The following is a 24,073-nucleotide window of genomic DNA, read 5'->3' on the forward strand; positions in this document are numbered from 1 at the left end:
GCGGCTGATAACCCGCGCCGGCCCAGCGCCCGGTGGAGGCGCCATGATAATTGAACGCGCCGCGAATGCGATCATCGGCGCCGGCGCGCGCCAGCAGCGCATCGATCTTCTTGACCGCGGCTTGTGCCCCGCCGAGCCTGAGTTCGAGGGCGTGACGCACCGAGACCGCAAGCTCGTCCTGTTCGAGCAGCTTCTCAATCGCCCTGCGCTCAAGCGTGGTTATCGCGCAGCCCTGTGATTGCAGCCATTGCACCAGTTTGGCGATCTGGTTGATTCCGCTGACTGCGCCGTCGGTGATTTCGGCCAGCTCGGCATCGATTTCGGGCGCCGCAGCTTTCGCTATCCGGCGTGCCGCTTCGGCAAACTGCCGGTCGACGTGGAAGCCGCGCGCGTTGATCTTGTTGGACAGCAGCCACAGCGAATGCTCGGGCCCCGACAGCCGCGACACGCGACCGTCGAGCTCGCGCTCGACTTCGACATCCCGCCGGCAATACTCGCCGAGCCGTCTCAACCGCCCTTCGTCTTCAAACCAATACACTCCGTCGGTGTCTTCATCCTTACGCGGCTTACGCGGCATCGCCATCTGGTGCATAAGTCGTTCGCCGGCGGCGTCTTTGCGGTTCACCATCTCGAGGGCATCGGCCACCATGCCAAGCTTGGCTGGCAACCCCAGAGCAAGGCACGCAGCCATAGTGCAGATGTGCCGTTCGGCTGGAACGAGCGGAAAACCGTAGCGCGGATGCAGGATGTACTGCTCGATGGCGGACTCGAAATTATCGTTATGTGCAGCCACCGCCCAGTCCGGGTTCTCCGCGGCTTCGAACCATTCTGACGGGACGGAAACGCCTGGGCTCCACAGCTGCACCGGCCCGTCGTCGACCGCCCAGGCGGCGCAAATGATTTCGGTCGTCGGATGCGTTGCGTAGATATGCGCACCGACTTTGCGTAGGTCAACACAGCTCCGAGTTTCGACGTCCCTGTGCAGGACGTGCGCAATGGCGGTACTGGTCTGCATCGCATTAACGCGGTGGTCCACGGGCTCATGCATGTTGAGCCCTCTCACCCAAAGCGTTCAAGAGTCTGACTTGGTTCTGGCCGCGCGCCACTCAGCGGCCGTCTCCCGCGTTATCAAAACGCGCGTCCCAACGTTGAACGTGGCCGGCATCTCGTGTTTGAATTTGTAAAAAAGCTGGGGGCTAAAGCCGTGGCGTCGACAGAACTTGTCAATGCTGTAGGCATCGAGGTCGTTGACGGCGCCGGCCAGTTTGCTCGCCTTCCTGCCAGTGACTTCCGGGCGGGCCATTCGACATCCTCCAAATGCATATCGATGCGCGGGAGGATCGGGGCGAACCGGGTCTCGAAGCAAAAGCTAAGGTGGATCAAAATAAGGAATCTTCAGTCAAAATAAGCGCGGGAGGCTAACAGTGAAGTTGCCAAGCTTATTTTGACTCAAGATTCTGTTATTTTGACCTACTAGATTTCTTGACACGGCTTTCGGGCAGGCGCGATCGGGCCGGTCTGATAATGTGCCGGTCCAGTGTAGGATCGCTGGCGTCGATGCCGGCACTGCGCAGCATTTTGCGCGCATCTTTGTTCGACATTTTTGGTAGCCTACTCGAGTCGTGCAGCACCTTGATGCCGTCATCGATCTGCTGTCGCGTGAGAACGTGATGACGGCCGCCGCCAGGCTTACGCTTTCGCTTGCTAGGTGGGGCTGGCGAGATGGGGCGCGGCGTCCCTAATACGCGCCCGGCGATATCGTTCTCCTGACGGCGGACCAGCTGGGCGAACATCTGCTCCGTCTTCGACAATGGTTTAGGTTTGGCTGCGGCGGCCATGGCCTGCTGCAGTGGCGATAACGTACTGCGGCCGAGGCGAGCGAGCATCTGCCTTTTGAGCGCTGCCGGCGACGACAGCTCGCGGAGCATGTCGGCAGTCGCCCGCTCCACCAATGATGACGGTTCGCGGCCCCGATAGCGGTCGCGATTCAGCTCGCGCCAAATCTGCAACAGCGGGCGCGCCATAGATCACCGCGCCAGCGCAACGACATTCTCCCCGCTCGGTGGCTCATGCTGTAGCAGCGCCTTGCGGGAGATGTCGTCGGTATGCTCGGTGATGTATTTCGAGTAAGTCCGCTCGATCATAGCAACGCTGGTGTTGTGGAGTGAAGCCACCAGCCGGATCGGGACATTGAGCAATAGCGCGCGTACGATACTCGAATGTCGCAAGGCATACATCGTCACTTCGCTAGGAAGCCCGATGGCGGTAACGACCTTGTCCACCCGGCGGTGATAGGCCTGCCCTGGATTGTCACCCCAAGGGCTGCCGTCACTTTGCAGCAGCAATGGCTCATTGTCGGCACGGCCTTTGGCTGCGGCTTTCAGTTTGGCCGCGAGTTGCACAGTGATCGGCACCGAATAGCGCTCGGCTTTTTTTGCGCTGCGACTCCGGCTGCCGCCCTTGCCGCTTTTCGGCATCGCTAGTTTCGGACGCACTGGATGATCGTGCAAATCCTCGACACGGAGCCGGGCGGCCTGACTTGGTCGTGCTCCGGTTATCGCCAACGTGTCCGTCAGCAGCCCGAACTCATGATCGAGGCCATAGGCGCTGCCGACGAATTCCCGCACCTTGTCGTCGGAGATGATGACGTTGCGTACTTCCTGCGCATCCGGCAAACCGGCAAGGCCAATTTCCCATGCGTTCCGGTTCTGAATCCTCTTGTCATGCTGCGATGCTTGCTCCAGCGCTGCGCACAAGCAGCCACAAAGCCGATTGATGGTCGACGGTGCCATCGCGCCCAGCAAGCCGTCGCGCCACTTCTTCAACTCGGTGGCCGTTAGCAATGCGACTGGCTTGGCCAAGAGCACGCTGGTGAGATGCAGGCGCGGCCAGTCGGCGTTGTATGGATTAGCAGCGCGCGCTTCCAGATCGCGCCTATAATCCTTCAGCGCGGTATCCACGGTGATCGGTGCACTACCGGTACTACCGTCGTCGCCGCGCGCCAGTTTCTTTGCCTGATCCTGCGCCTCGAAGAAAGTCAGAATGGTGCTGCCGTTGCTCTCGTCGAAGTCATCGCTCTGGCCGATTGCCTTCGTCCAATACTTGCCGTGGCCGTCCGATGCCTTCAACACCCACGAACCGTTGCCACGGTTGCGCCTGTACAGCAGCGCCACGCCGCGCGCGAGCGAAGGACCGCTGTACGGCTTGCGGCGAACGGCCAACTTTAAGCGCGCAGTGCGGCTTTCCAGGCTGCTGTCGCGGTGTTTGCGCGCCATCGTTGTGTCCCCGGTTTTGTCCCAATGGTGTGTGGGAATGCCGATAACTCTGTATGGCACCTTATGGGGATAATTCGCGGTTAATCAATGGCATAGAGTTTCCACAGGGGTCTCTAGAAATCCATACGGATCATTATTTTCCCTGCGCAATGGCTTTACGGCTTATGCCGTGCTCTCCCCGGAGACGAGTTCTGGGTTGACTCCGTCGCTGTCGTTTCCGCTCGCGCTTCTTCGACAGCTTGACGCCGGCAACGGGCGCCAGGACCACACGGTTTTGCCGTACGCTTTTGTCGCGTTACGTCTTCGCGACATCAGCGTCCACCGCAACCCGTCCAACGTCCGTGACGACGGCCGACGCCCTTCTGAGTAGGACGGGATGGCGATAGATGCGCACTGATTTGGGCCGGCCGACAACATAAATCTTTTTGATTTACAGAAATTTTCTACTTGACACGGTTTCCGAAAAACAGAATTGATTTGCCCGTCGGGTTGATTTGTCGCATCTCTCCCCGTCATTTCCCGATGTGCAATTGCACGTCAGGGAATCCATCGGGCGACAGCGCATGCGGCCTAATGGATTCCGGGCTCGCGCTACGCGCGCCCTCAGATGCGCAATTGCGCATCGGGGAATGACGAGGGGGACGACTCAGAACCCGCTTACGTCACGCACCGCCCGGGCTGGAGCAGCTTGGCCACATCGGTCAGGACGCTGACCGGCGGCTCGCAGGCGATGGCGATTTTCTTGGACGCGGGCTTGGTCGCCGGCGGTGTCGGCGCCGGGCCGTTGCGCGTTTCGTTGCGCACCGCTTTGGCGACAGGCACGCGGACCAGCACCGAGGTATCGGCGACGCCGTCGTGCCGCAGCACAATGGTCTGGGTCTGCCCGGCCGCCGCGGGAACCGATGCGCGGTCGGACTTGCCGGCGCGATTGACGCCGGTTTCGGGCGCCGCGGCCGTAGCCTGGCGGCTGCCGATCAGGTCGTGGGCGAATGCGAGCTGGACCGCGCCCGCGCCAAGGGTCAGGGCGATCGCGAGCGAGCCGAAAATTCCCTTATGAATCTGTGACATGTTGGTGTGTCCCTCGCCCCATGGCGATCATGAACACAACACGAACTAGGCCGTGCGGGTTCGGCGGACAATCGATCACTTAACCGTGTACGAAAAGATTTGAAGGCGGCTGGAACGACTCCCCGGCTTGTGAGTCTTTCCAAAAGCCGGTCATTCCCCCTGCCCCATAGACCGGTGATGTGGGGCGCGACCGTGGTGATGCCGGTCGCGCCCCGCTTTTTTTTGAAAATTCAGGAACATCGGCGCGAGCCGAGCCACCCACGTCAATAAAGCTGCACAGGGAGCGGGGTGCCGTCCTTGCCGACCACGAGGCCCCAGGTCTCGCCGGCAGCGAACTCGAACTCCCGGTTGTGCGCCGTGCCGCTCGCGAGCTTGAGGCTGACCTTGTATTTGCCGGGCGGCAGATTGACTTCCTACCATTGGGCGATTTGCGTCCGCTATGGGCATCGTCAGTCAAACTTTCTCCGGCGCCAGCGGCCAAATTGATGGTCTGCTGGTTGACGGTGATGACGGCCGCTTCCTTCGCGCCGTTGCCAAGCCGCAGCCGCATTTGCCCTGGCATCGGCAGGATGTCGCCATCCGCGTCCGCAGGCTTGCGCTGCGACAAATCGGCGATCGTCCTGTCGCCCTGGCGGGTGAGCCGAAGCTGCGCCGGTCCATCCTTGGTGGCGAACGTGATCGTGGCCTTGTCTCGCTCGATGACCGCGCCTTCATTTTCCGTCCAGCCGCGCTTGGCGAGTGCCTCGCGATAGAAGCGGAGTGTGCCTGCGAGATCGAGCGGCGTTTCGACGTGAACCGCGTCAATGAACCGTGAACTCTTGCCCGTCGTGACAACCCAGGGCTTGGGCCGCGGCAAGCCGGAGACTAGATCGTCGCTCGCGGCCTCTGCGGGCTTGGCGTCCGAGCTGACGCTGCAGAGCAGCCGCCTGCCGATGGCATTCTGCGGACAGTCAGCAATGGCCCATGCCGTCTTGTCGGTATAGCTCCCCTGGAATTTGGGCGGCGTGTTCGACGGGATTGCCGGAGTCCCCTGAGTGGTGGTCTGCGATGACCAATGAAGGGCGCACGGGACGACCAGCGGTGAATAGCCGGTCGCGCAATAATCATAGGGATCCAGCACTTTCGCGAGCGCCACCGTCAGCACGCCTGCCGTGGAAGCGGCCGCCGCAACCAGCAGGCCGCTGACCAGCAAAACAACTTTCGTTCGACGCTTCATTGGATAAATTTCCGGTGTTGAGAGGGCTGGGCTCAAGTGCCCGTCCTGAGCTTAGTGGCGCCAGCCATGCAAAGCGTTCATCGCCTGCGAGTCGTTGTTTTCTCTAGCGATTTTCGGGGGGGCAAACCTCGCGCCTGTTGCGGCCTCATGCTAGCGATGGCGCCCATGACATCAGGAAAGCGACCCGCCATGCCCCCCAACCCCCAGCAGTTTGCGAGCGACAATTATGCCGGCATTTGCCCGGAGGCGTGGGCGGCGATGGCGGAGGCCAATCAGGGGCACGCGGCCGCCTATGGCGACGATCCCTGGACCCAGCGCGCATCGGACGCGTTCCGGGAGCTGTTCGAAAAGCCGGACGCCGAAGTGTTTTTTGCCTTCAACGGCACCGCCGCCAATTCGCTGGCGTTGGCGTCGCTGTGCCAGTCCTATCACAGCGTGATCTGCTCCTCATCGGCGCATGTCGAAACCGACGAATGCGGCGCGCCGGAATTCTTTTCCAACGGCTCAAAACTTCTGATCGCGGCGAGCGAGGACGGCAAGCTGACGCCGGACCTCGTGCGCGGCCTGGCCACCGGCCGATCCGACATCCATTTTCCGAAGCCGCGCGTGGTCACGATCACGCAGCCGACCGAGACCGGCCAGGTGTATTCGCTGGGTGAAATCCGCGCGCTGGCGGCGACCTGCCGAGAAATCGGCCTGCGGCTGCACATGGACGGCGCCCGCTTTGCCAACGCCTGCGCGTCGCTGAATTGCTCGCCGGCGGAGATGACCTGGAAGGCCGGCGTCGATCTGCTGTGTTTCGGCGGCACCAAGAACGGCATGGCGGTCGGCGAAGCGATTTTGTTCTTCGACCCACGTCTCGCCGAGGATTTTGACTATCGTTGCAAGCAGGCGGGGCAGCTTGCCTCGAAGATGCGCTTCCTCGCCGCCCCCTGGGTCGGCATGCTGCAGGACGGCGCGTGGCTGCGCAATGCACGGCATGCCAACGCCGGCGCCGCGCGGCTCGCCGCCGCGGTGGCCGACTTGCCGGATTTCAAGCTGATGTTTCCGGTGGAGGCCAACGCGGTCTTCCTGCACGCCTCCGCCGACCGCCTGGAAGCGCTGCGCCAGCGCGGCTGGCAATTTTATACCTTCATCGGCGGCGCCGCGCGTTTCATGTTCGCCTGGGATGCCGATCCGACACGGGTCGATGCGCTGGCGCGGGATATCAGGGAGGTGTGTGGGGCGCACCGGTAGATTTCGATTGACGCGGTTAATTCGCCTTGCGATCAACTGGAGGGTGCGCGCGGCGAAATGCGAAAGCGGTAAGATCATCGATGTGGTTGCGGCTAGGCTGCCTGATTTTTCTGATTTGCGTTGCAGTGCCTGGTTACGCCGAGACTGAAGCTGCCGTTCAATGGACGAAGCAAATCCGTGATCGTCTGATGGCGAACAGGCGATAGCCGCCTGAGGCGCGGAAGCTGGCCGGTTCTGCGGTAGTCGGCTTCGTCCTCGACCGCTCGGGCACGCTGGTTTCGAGTTGGCTCAAGGAAAGTACCGGCTCGGCGATACTGGATGCCGACGCTCTAGCGATGGTCGACCGGGCGCGACCTTTTCCGGCGGCGCCGCCCGAAACAGATGACCTGACTTTTTTCTTGCCGGTAATTTTTTCTACTCAACGGCCACCGACGCCCCTCGACCCCATCAAGGAGGCCGAAATCCGCAAGCAAGACGCCGCTATCCGCGAGGAAAATTCGGCGATCAACGCCAAACTGCGGGGTCTGTGTCGGGGCTGTTGATTTGACGACCCTGGCAGGGCTCGACATTAAACGAATACTTCAAACGGTTGGATCATTCCATGTGGCTAAGACTTGGTTTGCTGATTTTCGCGATAGGCTTCGCCGTCCCCGGTTACGCTGCCCAGACCGACCTTGTCGCTCAGTGGATGAAAGAGGTCCGCGAGCGGACGCTTTCCGACCGAAGCGCAGGGGCAGATCGGTAATGTGACAGTGGGCTTCGTCGTGGATCGCTCGGGCAAGCTGGTTTCAAGCTGGCTTTACGAATGCACTGGCGTCCCGGCGCTGGATGCAGAGGCGCTGGCCGTGATCGGCCGTGCCCAACCATTTCCGGCACCACCTCCCAAAGCAGCCGACCATCAGTTGAGGTTCAAGATACAGTTCGTTTTCTCCAACGGACCGCACCCCGACCGCATCAGGGAAGAGGCCGCCATCGCCGCCAAAATGCGGAGCATCTGTCGCGGCTGTTGAGATGAGGCCGTGCTCTCATATCCGTCGTCCCGGCGAACGCAGACGGAAGAGCGCGCAAGAAAACGGCGCGCCGTGAAGCGCGCCGTTTCGATTCAACAATGGCTATCCCAGCCTAGCCCGTCGCCGCCCTCGGCGCGCGGTTGCGGGAGTTGCGCTGGAAGAACAGCGCCTGGCTCGCCACGGCCGAGACCATCGCGGGCTGGAACGGCTTTGAGATCAGGAACGCCGGCTCCGGGCGTTCGCCGGTGAGGAAGCGCTCGGGATAGGCGGTGATGAACACCACGGGGACCTCGAACACCTTCAAGAGCTCGTTGACCGCATCGAGGCCGGAAGAGCCGTCGGCGAGCTGGATGTCGGCGAGGATCAGGCCGGGCTTCTTGTTCTTGGCCAGCGCGACCGCGTCCGCATGGGTGCGGGCGACGCCGATGACGTTGTGGCCGAGGTTCTTCACCAGGCTCTCGAGGTCCATCGCGATGAAGGTCTCGTCCTCAATAATGAGAACGTCGGTGGCGATTTCCGCCGCCATCTCGCGGCCGGCGGCGTCCGCGAGCTTGCGGGTCTCGGCGATGTCGGTGCCGAGAATGTAACCCACTTCCTCCTCGGAAAAGCCTTCCAGCGACAGCAGCAGGAAGGCCTGGCGCGGCAACGGCGTGATGTTCGAGAGCCGGCGCTCCGACGGCAGAGCCAGCGTCGCAACATCCGGGTTCTCGTTGACCGAGACTGAATTCCAGATCTGCGTGAACAGCCGGAACAGTCCGGCGCGCGGACCGTGCTTTTCGTCGAGCAGCGAGCCATCCTGCAGCAGGGCCTCCAGCATGGCCCCGACATAAGCGTCACCTGACGACTGGTTTCCGGTCAGCGCGCGGGCGTAGCGCCGCAACAGCGGCAAATGTTCAGCAACGAGCTGTGATCGGGACATCCCCACTCCATCCTTGTCTGAGGCCCTGTGCGGGCCACATCTGGGTCGAACCTGAACGCCTGGTCCGGCGTAGCGTATCCTGAAACGGGGCGACCCGGTTCCCCTGTCATCCCGGAATACGTCTGAGGGGCGAAAAAGTTCCTTCAAACAGTTCCCTAATTTCGGAACTTTTCTGGACCCATCGCATTAGGCTTTCACCAAGAGCGCGGGCGGCCAAGGCCTAATTTCGAGGAAAAGTCTTGAAATACAAGGTACTTAACACTCGGGGAAGCGTGGATGACATCATGAAAGAAGTAAAGAAGCAGGGCGGTCTCAATGCCGAGATCCAGTCTAGAATCGGCCACCAGCTGCGCGCCATGTATGACGACGTGGTGCGCCAAGGGGTACCAGACCGCTTTGCGGAGCTGATCCGGAAGCTCGACGGGCCCGAAGCGGCGGTGGCTCAAGCGGCCCAAACGGACCAAGCTGCAAAAACTGACGGGAGGGACTAATGCCTCTCACAGACTCTCTTCGCGACGACATCCTGGCGTCGGTACCGTCCTTGCGCGCGTTCGCGATCTCGCTCAGCGGCAATGGCGACCGTGCGGACGATCTGGTGCAGGAAACGTTGCTGCGCGCGATCGCCAACATCGACTCGTTCCAGCCCGGATCGAACCTGCCGGCCTGGCTGTTCACGATCCTGCGCAACCTGTTCCGCTCCGACTATCGCAAGCGGCGGCGCGAGGTCGAGGACGCCGAGGGCAATTACGCCAAAACCCTGAAGACCCAGCCGGCGCAGAACGCGCATCTGGAGTTCGAGGAGTTTCGCGTTGCGCTCGACAAGCTACCGCAGGACCAGCGCGAAGCGTTGATCCTGGTCGGCGCCTCCGGCTTCTCCTATGAGGACGCCGCGGCCATCTGCGGCTGCGCGGTCGGCACCATCAAGAGCCGCGTCAACCGCGCGCGCTCGAAGCTTTCCGCCCTGCTCTATGTCGACGGCGCCGAGGATTTCGGCCCCGACAACACGGTGCGCGCGGTGATCGGCGGCAACAGCTGACATGCACCGGTTGGCATGACGAAAAGGCGGCCCGACCGGGCCGCCTTTTTTGTTGTCGGGAAAGTTCTAGGTTTCTAGTTCAGGCCGCCGAAGGCGTAGATCAGCACGAGAATCGGCAAGGGTATGCCGAGCAGCCATAACAGCAGATAGCGTCCCATGGTGCGTCTCCGTCATTGCGATGATACGGATAAATGCGTGGGGGACGCGGGTGGTTCCTAGATAACGCGTTGGAACGAGACAACATTCACCGTCATTGCCAGCGACAAACGCGAAGCGTTTGCGCAAGGGAGCGTAGCGACGAAGCAATCCAACTTTGCATTGCGGCGCTATAGATTGCTTCGCTTCGCTCGCAATGACGGGGAGAATTCCTGCGTACCCCAACGCAAAGGGAGCGCTACTTCACCGGCCGTACCGGGGCGGAGAGCTGTTCGGTGCGGTCGCGTTCAGTCATGTCGACGACGGTGACCATGGGCGCGGTCAGCTCATAGACGTAGCTGACGTCGGTGAAGAAGCGCTTGGCGGTGCCGCCGAGCGCTTCCGGCGCCACGCGGTCGAGCAGGATCAGGCCGAAATCACTGTCCTCGCGCCGGGTCGCCGCTGACGTGTTGAACTCCTCCCAGCGGAAATGGAAAACCGTATCCGGCTCCTCGCCCGATATTTCCCAGTTCGCGACGATATGCGGATGCTTGCCGACCAGCGACAGGCCCTCGTCGGAATGCGACGCCAGTTCGAAGAACAACAGCGACAGCGATTGCGCGGCGCGCGCGCTGACCGCGATATCAGGACCGTTGACCGCGATGCGATCGGCATGCGGTATCGCGCGCGCCTCGAACAGCCCCTTCAGCTTGACGCCCTGCCACTGACTCTCGCTCAGCAGCGTGACCACGTTCGACATCGCATGGATGCGCCCGATCAAAAGTTCGCGCGAGACGTCGATGTCGGAGCCGTGGCGCAGCGTTCGCGTCACGATCGACTGGATCACCGCGAGGATGTTCTTGACCCGGTGGTTGAGCTCGTCGATCACGGCCGTCAGCCGCCGCTCGAAGCCGATGCGCACCTGGATCTCGCGGCTGAGCCGCAAATTGTTGTAGGCGACATAGCCGAACAGGCCGCAGACGATGCCGGTCAGCGCCAGCCCGATCGCCGCCACGATCACCGCCGTCTGCTGCGCCCGCACGGCCACGTTGGACTTGGCGTAATAGCCGAGCGACCAGTCGCGGCCGCCGAAGGTCACGGTGCGAACCATCGACGGCGCCGGGCCCTCCGGCTTGACCGGCTGCAGGGTGATGGCACCCTGGTCGTTGGCAACGAATTCGTCATTGGCGTCACTCGGGTCCTTCAGCACCACCGCAAACAGCGACCGGTCGTCATTGGTCAGCATCAGCGTCGCCAGTTCGTAGGAAAACGTGACGAAGCCTGCGGCCTCGCTGGAGCCTTCCTGATAGACCGGCGCCGCGAGCACGATTCCGACCGGACCATCCTTGCGCAACAGCGGGATCGGGTCCGACGCGACAGGCTTGCCGCCCTCCATCACCTGCGTCAGCACCGGCCCGATGATCGAGTGGCGGTCGTAAGCGCGGCCTGGAAAGCTCAGCGTATCCGCGCTGCGCGGCTCGAGGTCCATCAGCACGTTGATCGGCTTGTCGATCGCCTTCATATCCAGCGGCTGGTCGTCGAAATCGCGAATCGTCGGATCGGTGAATCCCGAGCTCTTCAGCACCGCGCGCGCCGCTTCCAGTTCGTCCGGCTTGAGCCGCGCGATCCAGTTGGCGACCACGAAATCGGTCTTGAAGGCGTAGATCGACGCACGCAGCGGCTGCAGCATGTTGGCCTTGAGCACCGACGGTGCGCGAAACAGGCCGGAGGCGACGCGTGCCAGCAGCTCGCGCTCGGTCAACCGGTCTTGCACCAGGCTGGCGTGGACGTCGATGGCGCGCGCCAGCGCGATGCCGTCAAGGGTCACTTCCTGTTCATGAACGCGATAGGCCGCAAGACCGGAGAGCAAAACTCCGATCAGCGCGATAAAGCCGATAATGAAACCCAGCCGGACCACTCGCTTACTCGGGAATGAAGTGTTGGCGCAAACGTGAAGAAAACATTCGAGGTCTGCCGGGGCGGCAACAAATGTAAACCGGACGACGGCCGATCGCGGGCGAATATGAATGAGCGAGCATCAGCACGCAACTAACTGGTTGGCAGCGGGCAACAGGTGGCCGCCGTTAACGCTGATTTCGCGGGGCCAGAAGATGCTAATGAAGCCGGACCGGTTTGGTTCCAGGCATCCCGGCAATATCTTGCGAAGCGACATCCTGTCACCGTCGCGCCACGGCATGGCGGATTTAAGAAGGCGCGCCGACGCTGGGGCCGTGGGCCGCGGCCGTTAACCAAATCCGGCGGCGTTAACCCGGCTCTAACCTGCCTCTACCCAACCTTGCTCTACCCAGTCTTGGCCTTCGGCGCCGGGCGCAGGCCGCCCTTGGTCTCGATGAAGCCGATGATGCGCTCGAGCCCCTCGCTCTTCTTCAGGTTGGTCATCACGAAGGGGCGCTCGCCCCGCATCCTCCTGGCGTCGGTATCCATCTTTTCAAGGGACGCGCCGACATGTGGCGCGAGGTCGATCTTGTTGATGACCAGCAGGTCCGAGCGGGTGATGCCCGGCCCGCCCTTGGACGGGATCTTGTCGCCGGCGGCGACGTCGATGACGTAGATCGTGAGATCGGCGAGTTCGGGCGAGAAGGTGGCGGCCAGATTGTCGCCGCCCGACTCGATCAGCACCAGATCGAGATTGGGGAATTTGGCGCGCATGTCGGCGACGGCCGCGAGATTCATCGAGGCGTCCTCGCGGATCGCGGTGTGCGGGCAGCCGCCGGTCTCGACGCCGGCGATGCGGTCCGCCGTCAGCGAGCCCGAGCGCACCAGGAACTCGGCGTCCCATTTGGTGTAGATGTCGTTGGTGATCGCGGCGATGTCGTAACGCTCGCGCATCGATTTGCAGAGCAGGTCCATCAGCGCGGTCTTGCCGGAGCCGACGGGACCGCCGACGCCGACACGCAGGGGGCCGTGAGATTTGGACATGTCAGTTGCTCTTTCTCTTTCGTCGTCCCTGCGAACGCAGGGACCCATAACCCCGGTCGCCAATGATGAAGCGAGACGTCTGCCTTCGCGCCTCAACGATAAGCCGCGGCGTATGGGTCCCGGCGTTCGCCGGGACGACGCGTTGATAGATCGAGCGCGCGACAAACATCATCATGACCGGAACAGCCTCGTATATTGCGTCTCATGCCGAAGACTGGCGAGATCGGCGCGAAACGTCGCGCTGCCGAGATCGTCGAGCGAGGCCTGCAGCGCGCGCGACGCGGTCGCGACCACCACCGGCTCCAACGCTGCCAGAATGCGCTGGCTGTCGGTCTGCCCCAATGGCACCAGCCGCGCGCCTGCGGAAATCCAGTTCGAGACCACCGCATGCAGGAACGCATGCATTGCCGGCGCCAGCGGAATTTTATGCGCAGCACTGACGAGGCCGACCGCGACGGGATACATCAGCGGGCCGCCACAAGCTGAAACCAGCTCGTCGAGGCCGTCGCAGGTCCAGGCCGCGCGCGCGATGTCGATGAAGGCGCGGCCCTGGGTCGAGGTTTCGAGCTGACGTTCGCGCGACGGCACGAAGGCCGCGGCAAGCTCCGCGATCTCGCGCAGCACGGCTTTGTCGTTTGCAATGGCCGCCCGGTGCGCCTGCGCCAGAAACACGCCGTCGCAAAAGCCCGGGCCGTCCGCCAGCATCGCTGTCAGCCACGCGCGCAAGGCGGCGGCATCGGTGATGTCACCGGCCTCCACCGCCCATTCGATGCCGCTGGAATAGGAAAACGCGCCAACCGGAAAGGCCGGCGAGAGCCACGTCATCAGCCGGTACAGCGCCGCTCCCTCGTCTGCCGTCATCCCGTCAACCGGGATGGGCTCACTTGTGGTCATGAGCATGGGAATGATCGTGGTGGTGATGATCGTGGTCGCAATGCTCATCATGATGATGGTGGTGGTGGTCGTCATGATGGTGATGGTGGCCATGACCGTGCGACGCATGATCATGTGAAGGGTGGTCATGCGAAGAATGGTCGTGGCCGGTATGTCCATGCGCGGCTTCCGGTGCGTGGGCATGGCCGGCATAGGCGCCGCCTTCGGGATCGAACGGCGCCTCGATCTCGATGATGCGCGCGCCGAGGCCCTTCACCATCGCCTCGATGACGTGATCCCGGCGGATGCGCAGGCCCTTCGGCATGATCTGGGTCGGCAGATGGCGGTTGCCGAGATGCCAGGCGACGCGAACCAGGTGCAGCGGATCGGTGCCGCGGATCTCGATCAGCGGCTCGGGGGCGGCGACCACCTCGATCAGGCGGCCGTCTTCCAGCACCAGCGCGTCGCCGCCGCGAAGCGCGATGGCGTTTTCCAGGTCGAGCAGGAATTCGAGCCCGCGCGTGCCCGTCATCGCCATCCGCCGCCGGTGCCGATCATCGAAATCGAGCACCACGGTATCGGCGGCGGCTTCCGTCCAGCGATGCTGGCCCTGAACGCGTGTTGCGCGGATCATCTGAGTTACAGTTTCTCCACCTTGCCGTCGCTGATGATCTCGATCACCGTCGGTGCGGTCTTCATCTGCGACGAATACTCCCGCCACACCTTCATGTGCGGCGCACGGCCATGCGCATTGAGGTCTTCGCGGGTCTCCCAGCGCTCCACCACCACATAGAGATTGGGATTGTTGACGCTGACATGGCCGTCATAGGAGAGGCAGCCCTTCTCCTTCAGCGTTTCGGCGGTGCAGGCCTTGTGCCCCTTGATGAAGTCGTCCTTGTTTTCCGGCTTCATCGGCGTGGTGGCGATCACGTAGATCATGGATTTTCTCCCTCGTTCTTCTTGATTAGCGGGTTTCGACTTTTTCGGGGGTGATGTATTCGATCTTCGGCGGCGCGCTCATGCATTTCACCGCGACGCGGCCGAAGGTTTTCATGTGCTCTGCGGTCCGGTGCGGCCCCAGCGCCTCCATGTTTTCCCACTGCTCGACGAACACCATCTTGGAATGGTCGGTGACGCTTTCATGCAGATCATAGGCGATGTTGCCCGGCTCTTTGCGGGTTTCCATGATGCAGGCGGTGGCCGCCGCGATGAAATCGGCGCGCGTTTCAGGCTTGATGGTCAGCGTGGCAACGACGTAAATCACGAAGAATCCTCCCGGACTTTTGTTCTGGCTTTGATCGCCCGGGAACGACCCTAGTACATGAAATAGCGCTGTGCCAGCGGCAGGACCTCGGCCGGCGCGCAGGTCAGAAGCTCGCCGTCTGCGCGTACCTCATAGGTCTCGGCATCGACCTCGATCTTGGGGGTGGCGCCGTTGTGGATCATGCTCTTCTTGGAAATGCCGTCCCGGGTATTTTTGACCGGATAGAGTTTTTTGGCGATGCCGAGCTTGCGCGCCAGCCCGCCTGTGATCGCGGCCCTGGAGGTAAACACCACGGATGAAGCGGTCAGCGACTTGCCGTAGGCCGCGAACATCGGCTGGTAATGCACGGGCTGCGGCGTCGGGATCGACGCGTTGGGATCGCCCATCGGCGCTGCAACGATCGAGCCGCCCTTGATGATGCAATCCGGCTTGACGCCGAAGAACGCCGGCGACCACAGCACGAGATCCGCCATCTTGCCCTTCTCCACCGAGCCGATCAGCTTCGACACGCCATGCGCGATCGCGGGGTTGATGGTGTATTTGGAGATGTAGCGCTTGACGCGGAAATTGTCGTTGTTGCCCTTGTCCTCGGGCAGCGAGCCGCGCTGCTTCTTCATCTTGTCGGCGGTCTGCCAGGTGCGGATGATGACCTCGCCGAGCCGGCCCATGGCCTGCGAGTCCGACGACATCATCGAGAGCGCGCCGAGATCGTGCAGAATGTCTTCCGCCGCGATGGTCTCTTTCCGGATGCGGCTTTCGGCAAACGCGAGATCTTCGGCGATCGACGGGTCGAGATGGTGGCACACCATCAGCATGTCGAGATGCTCGTCGATGGTGTTGCGCGTAAACGGCCGCGTCGGGTTGGTCGAGGACGGCAGCACGTTCTTCAGGCCGGCAATTTTGATGATATCCGGCGCGTGGCCGCCGCCGGCGCCTTCGGTGTGGAAGGCGTGGATGGTGCGGCCCTTGAAGGCCTTCACCGTGTCTTCGACAAAGCCGGACTCGTTCAGCGTGTCGGAATGCAGCATCACCTGGACGTCGTAATCGTCGGCCACCGACAGGCAGTTGTCGATCGCGGCCGGCGTGGTGCCCCAATCCTCGTGCAGCTTGAGCGCACAGGCGCCGCCCTTGATCATCTCCACCAGCGCCGCCGGGCGCGCCGCATTGCCCTTGCCGGATATGCCGAGATTGACCGGGAAGGCGTCGAACGACTGGATCATCCGCCCCATGTGCCACGGGCCGGGCGTACAGGTGGTGGCAAAGGTGCCGTGCGACGGGCCGGTGCCGCCGCCCAGCATCGAGGTGACGCCAGACATCAGCGCGTGTTCGATCTGCTGCGGGCAGATGAAATGGATGTGGCTGTCAAAACCGCCGGCGGTGAGGATCTTGCCTTCGCCCGCGATGATGTCGGTGCCGGGCCCGATCACGATGGTCACACCGGGCTGGATGTCGGGATTGCCGGCCTTGCCGATCGCGGCGATCATACCCTCCTTGATCGCGACGTCGGCTTTCACGATGCCCCAGTGATCGACGATCAGCGCGTTGGTGATGACAGTATCGGCCGCGCCCTGCCGGTTGGTGACCTGCGACTGGCCCATGCCGTCGCGGATCACCTTGCCGCCGCCGAACTTCACCTCCTCGCCATAGATGGTGAAATCCTTCTCGACCTCGATGATGAGGTCGGTATCGGCCAGCCGCACCCGGTCGCCGGTGGTGGGCCCGAACATGTCGGCATAGACGGAACGTTTGATTTTTACGGACATGAACTTAGCTCCAGCCTTCAGATCGGCGATTTGAAATCACGAACATGGGGACTCGTGGCTTACCCCTCTCCCCAACCCTCCCCCGCAAGGGGGGAGGGAGTCTGCGAAGCGTGCTCACCTCACGGTGGTTCATGGCTTGTCTTTCGCATCTGTGAGGGACGCATCGGCGGTAGGGTTCCCTCCCCCCTTGCGGGGGAGGGTTAGGGAGAGGGGTGACGCTTGCTCCGCTGCTTCCGCGATCGTGAGGACGACACCCTCGAGATTTTTCATGACGTCGTCATTGGTGAAACGAAGCACGCGATAACCGCGCGAAGAGAACCACTCATCGCGCCTGGCGTCGTGACGGATACTTTCTTCGAAGTTATGGCTCTCGCCGTCGAGTTCGACGACAAGCTTGCATGAATGGGCGACGAAGTCCGCGATGTAGTTGCCGATAGGGGTCTGGCGTCGGAAGGCCAAGCCTGCGAGACGATCGGCCTTGAGGTGACGCCACAGCAGGGTTTCAGCGCGCGTCATCGCGCGCCGAAGCTGTTTGGCGCGGGTTCGCTGAACTTCGCTCACCGGAGTGTGTGGCATACCCCTCTCCCCAACCCTCCCCCGCAAGGGGGGAGGGAGCCCGACTTGCGTGCACACCTCACTTGAACTGACAAAACCAGAGGTCACAGCTTGCCCTGTACCTCGCCGCGGAAACCGTAGATCACGCGCTTGCCGGCGAGAGCGACGAGTTGCACGTCGCGGGTCTGGCCGGGCTCGAAACGCACCGCGGTGCCGGCGGCGATGTCGAGGCGCATGCCGCGGGCTTTCTTGCGGTCGAATTTCAGCGCCGGATTGGTTTCGAAGAAATGGTAGTGCGAGCCGACCTGGATCGGACGGTCGCCGCTGTTGGCGACCGTCAGCGTCACGGTCTTGCGGCCGGCATTGAGTTCGATTTCGCCGTCCTGGATGAAGCGTTCACCGGGGATCATGTTTGGCACCTCGTAACATTTTGCTGCGTCATGGCCGGGCTTGACCCGGCCATCCACGTCTTACTCTTGCGTCAAGAAAGACGTGGATGCCCGGCACAAGGCCGGGCATGACGGATATGGAGAACGCTTGTCATCGTATCGGCTCATGCACCGTGACGAGCTTTGTCCCGTCCGGAAACGTCGCCTCGACCTGGATATCGTGGATCATCTCGGGAATCCCATCCATGCACTGCGCCCGCGTAATCACCTGCGCGCCGGCCTGCATCAGATCGGCAACCGTGCGGCCGTCGCGCGCGCCCTCGACGATGAAGTCGGAAATGATCGCGATCGCTTCGGGGTGGTTGAGCTTGACGCCGCGCTCCAGCCTGCGGCGCGCCACCATCGCGGCCATCGAGATCAGGAGCTTGTCTTTTTCGCGGGGGGAGAGATTCATGCGGGCACTCGAGTAATTGGATCGATCTTAGTTGAGCCAGAAACGTTAGTTGAGCCAGAGACGTTAATTAAGCCAGAGTCTTGGCAGCGGCACGCCGGCGGCGCGGCCGAGCACGGTCATCATGTCGGCGCGGAGCCGCGCCGCATCTTGGGCACAGAAGCGCGCCATTGCAAATCCATTCCATGCGGAGATTCCGACCTCGCCACCAAAGGTGTCGGCAGCTTCGCGGATCCGCTCCACCACGGCTTCGTCACCCGGCACGATCAGCGCGGTGCCGATCGCGACGCCGCCTTTGGCGATGGCCGGTTGCGCGAGCTTTGCGCCGATATCGCCGTCGAGACGGATGGCTTCGGCAAACACCAGCCGGCCACCACGGCGCAGCCGCCAGCGATCGATGAACTCGCCATGCAGCATCTTTTCACCCATCGCGGCGCGGCCGAACACCACGATTTCGCACAGCAAAAGCGAGGCGTCATCCGCCAGGTCGATATCGATTCGCCGTGAGATCCGCGCGCGGTCGAACAGGATGGTCTCCTGCGGCAGCCACGCGAGGTGCGCGCCCGCCTCGACCCTGAGCGCAATGTTGAGCTGGGCCGCAGGTCCTGGCGCGCGATAGACCTTCTCGGCGGCCGCCGTCGTCAGCGTCAGCCGCGTGCCCTCACCGACCGCAATGTCGATGTCGAAACGGTCGCCGCCGGCGATGCCACCGGCGGTGTTGACGAACACGCCGGAGAGACCTTGGTCCTCGGGCGAGGGAAACCTTACGCGGAGCGAGCCGGATTCATGCAAAGTCCCGCGGCGGGTGACACCATCCTGCAGCCGCACGTCGAACTTCACCGCGCCACGGGCCCGGTTGTCAGCGAAAGTCGATGAAGCTGCGCCCGTCGTTTCGGTCCGCATCCGTTCCCCAAAACCGGCCGCCGCGGCTCAATCCGTTTTAAAGTTACAGCGCCATCTGGCGGCTGATCTCGGCGGGATCCATCGCACTCCGGTCGCACGCATATTTCACCGCGCCCCGGTCCATGACCGCGAAATTGTCGCCGAGCTCGCAGGCAAAGTCGAGATATTGTTCGACGAGGACGATCGCCATCGTGCCGAGGCTGCGCAGATAGGATATGGCGCGGCCGATATCCTTGATGATCGAGGGCTGAATGCCTTCGGTCGGCTCGTCGAGCAGCAGCAGTTTCGGCCGCATCACCAGCGCCCGGCCGATCGCGAGCTGCTGCTGCTGGCCGCCGGAGAGGTCGCCGCCGCGCCGGCCGAGCATCGAGTTCAGTACCGGAAACAGCGAGAACACGTCGTCGGGAATATTGCGGTCGTCACGTTTCAAAGGTCCAAAGCCGGTCTTGAGATTTTCCTCCACCGTCAGCAGCGGAAAAATCTCGCGGCCCTGCGGCACGAAGCCGATGCCTTTTCGGGCCCGCTCGTACGGCTTGAGGCCCGTGATATCGTCGCCGTTGAGCGTGATCGAACCCGAGGCAATCGGGTATTGGCCGACCATGGCGCGCAGCAGCGAGGTTTTGCCGACGCCGTTGCGGCCGAGCACGCAGGTCACCTTGCCGGGGTCGGCCTTGATCGAAACGCCGCGCAGCGCCTGCGCCGCGCCGTAATAGAGGCTGATATTATCGACGTTCAGCATTGGATCACCGCCCCAGATAGACTTCGACCACGCGGTCATTGGTTGAAACCTGGTCGATCGATCCTTCGGCCAGCACGGTGCCTTCGTGGAGGCAGGTCACCTTGACGCCGAGTTCGCGCACGAAGGTCATGTCGTGCTCGACCACCATGATGGTCTTGTCCTTGTTGATTTCCTTGAGCAGCTCGGCGGTCTGATGGGTCTCGACGTCGGTCATGCCGGCAACGGGCTCGTCGACCAGCAGCAGTTTCGGATCCTGCGCCAGCAGCATTCCGATCTCGAGCCATTGTTTCTGGCCGTGCGACAGGCTCCCGGCGAGCTTGGTCCGCGAATCCTTCAGCCGGATGGTTTCCAGCACGCGCTCGATGCGCTCAGCGTCGGGCTTGCTGCCGCGCCAGAACAGCGTGCCCTTGACGCTGTGATCGACATTGAGCGCCAGCAGCAGATTGTCCTCGATGGTCTGGCTCTCGAACACCGTCGGCTTCTGGAACTTGCGGCCGATGCCGAGTTCGGCAATGCGGGTTTCATCCAGCCGCGTCAGGTCGGTGACGCCGTCGAACAGCACCACCCCCTCGTCCGGCTTGGTCTTGCCGGTGATGATGTCCATCATCGTGGTCTTGCCGGCGCCGTTGGGGCCGATGATGGCGCGCATCTCGCCCGGCTCCAGCGTCAGCGACAGGTTGTTGATGGCGTGGAAGCCGTCGAACGAGACGTGCACGCCGTCGAGATAGAGCAGCGCGGACGTCGTCCTGGTACCGATGACGTTCATGCGCTCACTCCGCCGGGTTCGGTTCGTTGACGCCGTCTTCGCGCGCCGGACTTTCGGCCATCAGCCGCTTCGCACTCCACGGCTCATACCAGGCATTGAAGGTGCCGATGATGCCCTTCGGCAGCAGCAGCGTCACCAGGATGAACAGCGCACCCAGCATGAACAGCCAATACGGCGCCAGCGGACCCGACGTGAATACGGTTTTCGCGTAATTGACCACGATGGCGCCGAGCGCAGCCCCGATCAGCGTGCCGCGGCCGCCGACCGCCACCCAGATCACCGCCTCGATCGAATTGCCCGGCGCGAACTCGCCGGGATTGATGATGCCGACCTGCGGCACGTAGAGCGCACCGGCGACGCCGGCCATGCAGGCCGACAGCGTAAACACGAACAGCTTGTAGGATTCGACGCGGTAGCCCAGAAATCGCGTGCGTGACTCGGCGTCGCGGATCGCGATCAACACCTTGCCGAGTTTCGATGTCACCACCGCACGGCAGATCAGGAAAGCAATGATCAGCGCCAGGCAGCTCAGGATGAACAAAGCGGCGCGGGTGCCGTCGGCCTGGACGTTGAAGCCCAGAATGTCCTTGAAGTCGGTCAGGCCGTTGTTGCCGCCAAAACCGAAATCGTTGCGGAAGAACGCCAGCAGCAGCGCGTAGGTCATCGCCTGCGTGATGATCGACAGATAAACGCCGGTGACGCGGGAGCGGAACGCCAGCCAGCCGAAGCAGAAGGCGAGCAGGCCCGGCACCACCAGCACCATCAAGGCTGCGAACCAGAACATGTCGAAGCCGTACCAGTACCAGGGCAGCGACGGATAGTTCAGGAACACCATGAAGTCGGGCAGGATCGGATTGCCGTAAACGCCGCGGCTGCCGATCTGCCGCATCAGGTACATGCCCATGGCGTAGCCGCCGAGCGCGAAGAACGCGCCATGGCCGAGCGAGAGAATGCCGCAATAGCCCCAGATCAGATCGATCGAGAGCGCCAGAATGGCGTAGCAGACATATTTGCCGAACAGCGCGACCAGATAGGTCGGCACCTGGAACATCGAACCTGATGGCAGCAGCAGGTTCGACAGCGGGATCAGCACGCCGAGACCGGCGACGATCAGCAGGAAGACGGTCGCGCTGCGATCCAGCGAGCGGGTGAGGACATGCGGCGTCATGCTTCGATCGCCCGTCCCTTGAGCGCGAACAGGCCGCGCGGCCGCTTCTGGATGAACAGGATGATCAGCACCAGGATCGCGATCTTGCCGAGCACGGCGCCCGCCACCGGCTCCAGGAACTTGTTGGCGATGCCGAGCGTGAAGGCGCCGACCAGCGTACCCCAGAGATTACCGACGCCGCCGAACACCACCACCATGAAGCTGTCGATGATGTAGCTCTGGCCGAGGTTGGGGCTGACATTGTCGATCTGCGACAGCGCCACGCCGGCGATCCCGGCGATGCCGGAGCCGAGGCCGAAGGTGAGCGCGTCGACGCGCGAGGTGGCGATGCCCATCGAGGCCGCCATCCGGCGGTTCTGCGTCACCGCGCGCATCTCGAGCCCGAGCGCCGTGTAGCGCAGCATCGCGAGCAGGATCGCGAACACCGCCAGCGTGAAGCACAGGATCCAGAGCCGGTTATAGGTGATGGTGATCTGACCGAGTTCGAATGCGCCGCTCATCCAGCTGGGATTGCCGACCTCGCGGTTGGTGGGGCCGAACGCGGTACGCACCGCCTGTTGCAGCACCAGCGACAGACCCCAGGTCGCGAGCAGGGTTTCCAGCGGACGGCCGTAGAGGAAGCGGATGATGCTGCGCTCGATCAATACGCCGAGTGCGCCGGCAACGAGGAAGGCCAGCGGGACGGCCATCAGCAGCGAATAGTCGAACAATTCGGGATAGCGGGTGCGGATGACCTCCTGCACCACGAAGGTGGTATAGGCGCCGATCATCACCATTTCGCCATGGGCCATGTTGATGACGCCCATCACGCCGAAGGTGATCGCAAGCCCGATCGCGGCGAGCAGCAGCACCGAGCCCAGCGACAGGCCGTACCAGGCGTTCTGCACCATCGACCACAGCGCAAGATTGCTCTGAATCGCGGAGATCGCGCTGCTAGCAGCCTGCGCCACCGGCGGCGACGCGTCGCTGCCGAGGCCCGTCAACAGCACCAGCGCCTCCTGATCGCCGCGCGCCTTGATGATGGCGATGGACTCCAGCTTCTCGGCGTCAGTGGCATCCGCCTTGTAGAGCAGGATGGCGGCGCGGGCCTCGGCAAAAGCCGATTTCGCAGCCTTGTTGGTCTCTTTCGCCAGCGCGCCGTCGATCACCGGAAGCGCAGCCTCGTCATGGCTCTTGAACACCTGTTGCGCCGCCGCGATCCGCTTGGCGGGATCGGGGGACAGCAGGGTCAGGCTGCCAAGGGCGGCCTCCACGGTACGGCGCAGGCGATTGTTGAGGCGCACGGCGGACGCACCGGCAGGCAGGCTGGCCACCGCAGCCCCGGTCGCGGCATCGATGATCTTGCCGTCGGCCCCCGTGACGAAAACTTTCTTGGATTCCGGATCGGCCGACAGCCGGCCATCCTGGAGCGCGCTGATGATCGGAAAGGCAAGCGCGTTGCCCGACGATGCGACCAGGCCGACGGCCTCGTCGGTGTCGGAGAATTCGTCATTGGCGAATTTGGCGACCGCGTCCTCGAACGGACCGGCCAATGCCGGCACGGCGAAGGCTGCGATCAGGAAGGCGGAAAGAACAAGCGCGCGAAGGCGGTCAAAGACATTGGCAGGCACTATGCGACCCCGGCGGAAGTAAAAGGAAGGCGGCGACATCGCCGCCTTCCGGTCTTCTCTTGGAAGTTTCTTCTTGCAGTCAGATTATGATCCTTCGGATCGGGACATAATCCTTCGGATTAGTCCGGGATCAGGAGCCCTGACCGCCGCACTTGTTGGTCTTGGTGTTGTAGTTGCCGCACTTCTTGCCAACCCAGTCGCCGATCAGGTCCTTGGAGCCGTCGAGTTCCTTCGACCATGCATCGCCGGCCACCAGGCCCGGGGTCTTCCACACCACGTCGAACTGGCCATTGGCTTTGATTTCGCCAATGAACACCGGCTTGGTGATGTGATGGTTCGGAAGCATCTTCGAGGTGCCGCCGGTCAGGTTCTTGGCTTCGATGCCGGGCAGTGCGTCGATCACCTTGTCGGCGTCGGTCGACTTCACCTTCTCGACCGCCTTGACCCACATCTCGAAACCGATGACGTGTGCTTCCATCGGATCGTTGGTCACGCGCTTCGGATTCTTGGTGTAGGCCTGCCAGGCCTTGATGAACTTCTCGTTGCCCGGATCCTTGATCGACTGGAAGTAGTTCCAGGCGGCCAGATGGCCGAGCAGCGGCTTGGTGTCGATGCCGGCGAGCTCTTCTTCACCGACCGAGAACGCGACAACCGGAATGTCGGTCGCCTTGATGCCCTGGTTGCCGAGCTCCTTGTAGAAGGGAACGTTGGCGTCGCCGTTGATGGTGGAGACAACAGCGGTCTTCTTGCCGGCCGA

The 24,073-nt window shown here is 62.7% G+C and carries 28 protein-coding genes and 1 pseudogene; 7 read left to right on the forward strand and 22 right to left on the reverse strand.

From position 1 onward, the window contains the following. The first annotated feature begins 43 nt into the window (after nucleotides 1-43). Complete coding sequence (locus JQ575_RS13865; protein WP_212033740.1) at nucleotides 44-238, forward strand: hypothetical protein; 195 nt, start codon at nucleotides 44-46, stop codon at nucleotides 236-238. A gap of 9 nt (nucleotides 239-247) precedes the next feature. Continuing rightward, nucleotides 248-832: a hypothetical protein gene (locus JQ575_RS13870; RefSeq protein WP_212033741.1), complete on the forward strand. Its 585-nt coding sequence runs from the start codon at nucleotides 248-250 to the stop codon at nucleotides 830-832. 240 nt (nucleotides 833-1,072) lie between these two features. On the opposite strand, the gene JQ575_RS13875 is transcribed toward JQ575_RS13870, so the two are convergent. From JQ575_RS13875 to JQ575_RS13895, 5 genes are all read right to left on the reverse strand, one after another. Further along, on the reverse strand, nucleotides 1,073-1,303 hold the full coding sequence (locus tag JQ575_RS13875; RefSeq protein ID WP_212033742.1) for a hypothetical protein: 231 nt from the start codon (nucleotides 1,301-1,303) through the stop codon (nucleotides 1,073-1,075). Between the two features lie 157 nt (nucleotides 1,304-1,460). Continuing rightward, on the reverse strand, nucleotides 1,461-2,024 hold the full coding sequence (locus JQ575_RS13880; protein ID WP_212033743.1) for a hypothetical protein: 564 nt from the start codon (nucleotides 2,022-2,024) through the stop codon (nucleotides 1,461-1,463). A 3-nt stretch (nucleotides 2,025-2,027) separates the two neighbouring features. Then, on the reverse strand, nucleotides 2,028-3,275 hold the full coding sequence (locus tag JQ575_RS13885; RefSeq protein WP_212033744.1) for a site-specific integrase: 1,248 nt from the start codon (nucleotides 3,273-3,275) through the stop codon (nucleotides 2,028-2,030). 657 nt (nucleotides 3,276-3,932) lie between these two features. Then, nucleotides 3,933-4,343 (reverse strand): hypothetical protein, encoded by a 411-nt coding sequence (locus JQ575_RS13890; RefSeq protein ID WP_192737180.1) that lies wholly within the window; start codon nucleotides 4,341-4,343, stop codon nucleotides 3,933-3,935. Between the two features lie 79 nt (nucleotides 4,344-4,422). Further along, a complete protein-coding gene (locus JQ575_RS13895; protein WP_212033745.1) occupies nucleotides 4,423-5,595 on the reverse strand; it encodes a hypothetical protein in 1,173 nt (390 codons plus the stop codon). A gap of 153 nt (nucleotides 5,596-5,748) precedes the next feature. Between JQ575_RS13895 and JQ575_RS13900 the strand changes: the two genes are divergently transcribed. The 3 genes and pseudogenes from JQ575_RS13900 to JQ575_RS13910 form a co-directional block, all read left to right on the forward strand. Beyond that, nucleotides 5,749-6,795, forward strand: coding sequence for a low specificity L-threonine aldolase (locus JQ575_RS13900; RefSeq protein ID WP_212033746.1), 1,047 nt, complete (start codon nucleotides 5,749-5,751; stop codon nucleotides 6,793-6,795). A 224-nt stretch (nucleotides 6,796-7,019) separates the two neighbouring features. Next, entirely contained in the window at nucleotides 7,020-7,337 is a 318-nt protein-coding gene (locus JQ575_RS46420; RefSeq protein WP_212033767.1) for an energy transducer TonB, read from the forward strand. 186 nt (nucleotides 7,338-7,523) lie between these two features. Then, a pseudogene (locus tag JQ575_RS13910) lies at nucleotides 7,524-7,805 on the forward strand (energy transducer TonB); the annotation flags it as partial. A gap of 112 nt (nucleotides 7,806-7,917) precedes the next feature. On the opposite strand, the gene JQ575_RS13915 reads toward JQ575_RS13910, so the two are convergent. Further along, nucleotides 7,918-8,724 carry a response regulator gene (locus JQ575_RS13915; RefSeq protein ID WP_192737177.1) on the reverse strand — a complete coding sequence of 269 codons (807 nt, stop codon included), beginning with the start codon at nucleotides 8,722-8,724 and terminating at the stop codon, nucleotides 7,918-7,920. Between the two features lie 284 nt (nucleotides 8,725-9,008). On the opposite strand from JQ575_RS13915, the gene JQ575_RS13920 reads away from it, so the two are divergent. Further along, nucleotides 9,009-9,215: a NepR family anti-sigma factor gene (locus JQ575_RS13920; RefSeq protein WP_212033769.1), complete on the forward strand. Its 207-nt coding sequence runs from the start codon at nucleotides 9,009-9,011 to the stop codon at nucleotides 9,213-9,215. After that, on the forward strand, nucleotides 9,215-9,760 hold the full coding sequence (locus JQ575_RS13925; protein WP_211999750.1) for a sigma-70 family RNA polymerase sigma factor: 546 nt from the start codon (nucleotides 9,215-9,217) through the stop codon (nucleotides 9,758-9,760). The genes JQ575_RS13920 and JQ575_RS13925 overlap by 1 nt, the downstream gene beginning before the upstream one ends. A 394-nt stretch (nucleotides 9,761-10,154) precedes the next feature. Here the strand turns inward: JQ575_RS13925 and JQ575_RS13930 are convergent, their stop codons facing one another. The 16 genes from JQ575_RS13930 to JQ575_RS14005 all read right to left on the reverse strand — a co-directional run. After that, complete coding sequence (locus JQ575_RS13930) at nucleotides 10,155-11,813, reverse strand: HWE histidine kinase domain-containing protein (RefSeq protein ID WP_212033747.1); 1,659 nt, start codon at nucleotides 11,811-11,813, stop codon at nucleotides 10,155-10,157. 383 nt (nucleotides 11,814-12,196) lie between these two features. Continuing rightward, nucleotides 12,197-12,835: an urease accessory protein UreG gene (ureG, locus tag JQ575_RS13935; RefSeq protein ID WP_212033748.1), complete on the reverse strand. Its 639-nt coding sequence runs from the start codon at nucleotides 12,833-12,835 to the stop codon at nucleotides 12,197-12,199. A gap of 171 nt (nucleotides 12,836-13,006) precedes the next feature. After that, nucleotides 13,007-13,735, reverse strand: coding sequence for an urease accessory protein UreF (locus JQ575_RS13940; protein ID WP_212033770.1), 729 nt, complete (start codon nucleotides 13,733-13,735; stop codon nucleotides 13,007-13,009). Continuing rightward, the gene (ureE, locus tag JQ575_RS13945) at nucleotides 13,716-14,342 is read right to left on the reverse strand and encodes an urease accessory protein UreE (RefSeq protein ID WP_212033749.1); all 627 of its coding nucleotides are present in this window, start codon (nucleotides 14,340-14,342) and stop codon (nucleotides 13,716-13,718) included. Before ureE ends, JQ575_RS13940 begins: the two co-directional genes overlap by 20 nt. 5 nt (nucleotides 14,343-14,347) lie before the next feature. Then, a complete protein-coding gene (locus JQ575_RS13950) occupies nucleotides 14,348-14,647 on the reverse strand; it encodes a putative quinol monooxygenase (protein ID WP_212033750.1) in 300 nt (99 codons plus the stop codon). A 25-nt stretch (nucleotides 14,648-14,672) separates the two neighbouring features. Next, nucleotides 14,673-14,972, reverse strand: coding sequence for a putative quinol monooxygenase (locus JQ575_RS13955; RefSeq protein WP_192737171.1), 300 nt, complete (start codon nucleotides 14,970-14,972; stop codon nucleotides 14,673-14,675). A 50-nt stretch (nucleotides 14,973-15,022) separates the two neighbouring features. Next, nucleotides 15,023-16,735: an urease subunit alpha gene (gene ureC, locus JQ575_RS13960; protein ID WP_212033751.1), complete on the reverse strand. Its 1,713-nt coding sequence runs from the start codon at nucleotides 16,733-16,735 to the stop codon at nucleotides 15,023-15,025. A 129-nt stretch (nucleotides 16,736-16,864) separates the two neighbouring features. Continuing rightward, entirely contained in the window at nucleotides 16,865-17,311 is a 447-nt protein-coding gene (locus JQ575_RS13965; RefSeq protein WP_212033752.1) for an endonuclease domain-containing protein, read from the reverse strand. Between the two features lie 83 nt (nucleotides 17,312-17,394). Continuing rightward, the gene (locus JQ575_RS13970; protein WP_212033771.1) at nucleotides 17,395-17,700 is read right to left on the reverse strand and encodes an urease subunit beta; all 306 of its coding nucleotides are present in this window, start codon (nucleotides 17,698-17,700) and stop codon (nucleotides 17,395-17,397) included. A gap of 130 nt (nucleotides 17,701-17,830) precedes the next feature. Then, nucleotides 17,831-18,133, reverse strand: coding sequence for an urease subunit gamma (locus JQ575_RS13975; RefSeq protein ID WP_192737167.1), 303 nt, complete (start codon nucleotides 18,131-18,133; stop codon nucleotides 17,831-17,833). Nucleotides 18,134-18,196: 63 nt separating this feature from the next. Continuing rightward, entirely contained in the window at nucleotides 18,197-19,033 is an 837-nt protein-coding gene (locus tag JQ575_RS13980; RefSeq protein WP_212033753.1) for an urease accessory protein UreD, read from the reverse strand. Nucleotides 19,034-19,076: 43 nt separating this feature from the next. After that, complete coding sequence (urtE, locus tag JQ575_RS13985) at nucleotides 19,077-19,772, reverse strand: urea ABC transporter ATP-binding subunit UrtE (RefSeq protein ID WP_212033754.1); 696 nt, start codon at nucleotides 19,770-19,772, stop codon at nucleotides 19,077-19,079. A 4-nt stretch (nucleotides 19,773-19,776) separates the two neighbouring features. After that, nucleotides 19,777-20,538 (reverse strand): urea ABC transporter ATP-binding protein UrtD, encoded by a 762-nt coding sequence (gene urtD, locus JQ575_RS13990; RefSeq protein WP_192737164.1) that lies wholly within the window; start codon nucleotides 20,536-20,538, stop codon nucleotides 19,777-19,779. Nucleotides 20,539-20,542: 4 nt separating this feature from the next. Continuing rightward, complete coding sequence (gene urtC, locus JQ575_RS13995) at nucleotides 20,543-21,706, reverse strand: urea ABC transporter permease subunit UrtC (protein WP_212033755.1); 1,164 nt, start codon at nucleotides 21,704-21,706, stop codon at nucleotides 20,543-20,545. Continuing rightward, entirely contained in the window at nucleotides 21,703-23,316 is a 1,614-nt protein-coding gene (gene urtB / locus JQ575_RS14000) for an urea ABC transporter permease subunit UrtB (RefSeq protein ID WP_212033756.1), read from the reverse strand. Before urtB ends, urtC begins: the two co-directional genes overlap by 4 nt. 130 nt (nucleotides 23,317-23,446) lie before the next feature. Next, nucleotides 23,447-24,073: transporter substrate-binding protein (locus JQ575_RS14005; RefSeq protein ID WP_212033757.1), on the reverse strand; the 627-nt coding region annotated here is incomplete at its 5' end.

The sequence above is a fragment of the Bradyrhizobium sp. JYMT SZCCT0428 genome, assembly GCF_018131075.1.
In the GTDB taxonomy this organism is placed as follows: domain Bacteria; phylum Pseudomonadota; class Alphaproteobacteria; order Rhizobiales; family Xanthobacteraceae; genus Bradyrhizobium.

Coding starts and splice junctions, on each gene's coding strand:
- JQ575_RS13975 (WP_192737167.1), bottom strand. CDS start 18,133: ATGAATCTCTCCCCCCGCGAAAAAGACAAGCTCCTGATCTCGATGGCC.
- JQ575_RS13980 (WP_212033753.1), bottom strand. CDS start 19,033: ATGCGGACCGAAACGACGGGCGCAGCTTCATCGACTTTCGCTGACAAC.
- JQ575_RS13965 (WP_212033752.1), bottom strand. CDS start 17,311: ATGCCACACACTCCGGTGAGCGAAGTTCAGCGAACCCGCGCCAAACAG.
- JQ575_RS13890 (WP_192737180.1), bottom strand. CDS start 4,343: ATGTCACAGATTCATAAGGGAATTTTCGGCTCGCTCGCGATCGCCCTG.
- JQ575_RS13920 (WP_212033769.1), top strand. CDS start 9,009: ATGAAAGAAGTAAAGAAGCAGGGCGGTCTCAATGCCGAGATCCAGTCT.
- JQ575_RS13925 (WP_211999750.1), top strand. CDS start 9,215: ATGCCTCTCACAGACTCTCTTCGCGACGACATCCTGGCGTCGGTACCG.
- JQ575_RS13970 (WP_212033771.1), bottom strand. CDS start 17,700: ATGATCCCCGGTGAACGCTTCATCCAGGACGGCGAAATCGAACTCAAT.
- ureE (WP_212033749.1), bottom strand. CDS start 14,342: ATGATCCGCGCAACACGCGTTCAGGGCCAGCATCGCTGGACGGAAGCC.
- JQ575_RS13940 (WP_212033770.1), bottom strand. CDS start 13,735: ATGCTCATGACCACAAGTGAGCCCATCCCGGTTGACGGGATGACGGCA.
- JQ575_RS13865 (WP_212033740.1), top strand. CDS start 44: ATGATAATTGAACGCGCCGCGAATGCGATCATCGGCGCCGGCGCGCGC.
- urtD (WP_192737164.1), bottom strand. CDS start 20,538: ATGAACGTCATCGGTACCAGGACGACGTCCGCGCTGCTCTATCTCGAC.
- ureG (WP_212033748.1), bottom strand. CDS start 12,835: ATGTCCAAATCTCACGGCCCCCTGCGTGTCGGCGTCGGCGGTCCCGTC.
- ureC (WP_212033751.1), bottom strand. CDS start 16,735: ATGTCCGTAAAAATCAAACGTTCCGTCTATGCCGACATGTTCGGGCCC.
- JQ575_RS13915 (WP_192737177.1), bottom strand. CDS start 8,724: ATGTCCCGATCACAGCTCGTTGCTGAACATTTGCCGCTGTTGCGGCGC.
- JQ575_RS13885 (WP_212033744.1), bottom strand. CDS start 3,275: ATGGCGCGCAAACACCGCGACAGCAGCCTGGAAAGCCGCACTGCGCGC.
- JQ575_RS13950 (WP_212033750.1), bottom strand. CDS start 14,647: ATGATCTACGTGATCGCCACCACGCCGATGAAGCCGGAAAACAAGGAC.
- JQ575_RS13880 (WP_212033743.1), bottom strand. CDS start 2,024: ATGGCGCGCCCGCTGTTGCAGATTTGGCGCGAGCTGAATCGCGACCGC.
- urtE (WP_212033754.1), bottom strand. CDS start 19,772: ATGCTGAACGTCGATAATATCAGCCTCTATTACGGCGCGGCGCAGGCG.
- JQ575_RS13900 (WP_212033746.1), top strand. CDS start 5,749: ATGCCCCCCAACCCCCAGCAGTTTGCGAGCGACAATTATGCCGGCATT.
- urtC (WP_212033755.1), bottom strand. CDS start 21,706: ATGACGCCGCATGTCCTCACCCGCTCGCTGGATCGCAGCGCGACCGTC.
- JQ575_RS13875 (WP_212033742.1), bottom strand. CDS start 1,303: ATGGCCCGCCCGGAAGTCACTGGCAGGAAGGCGAGCAAACTGGCCGGC.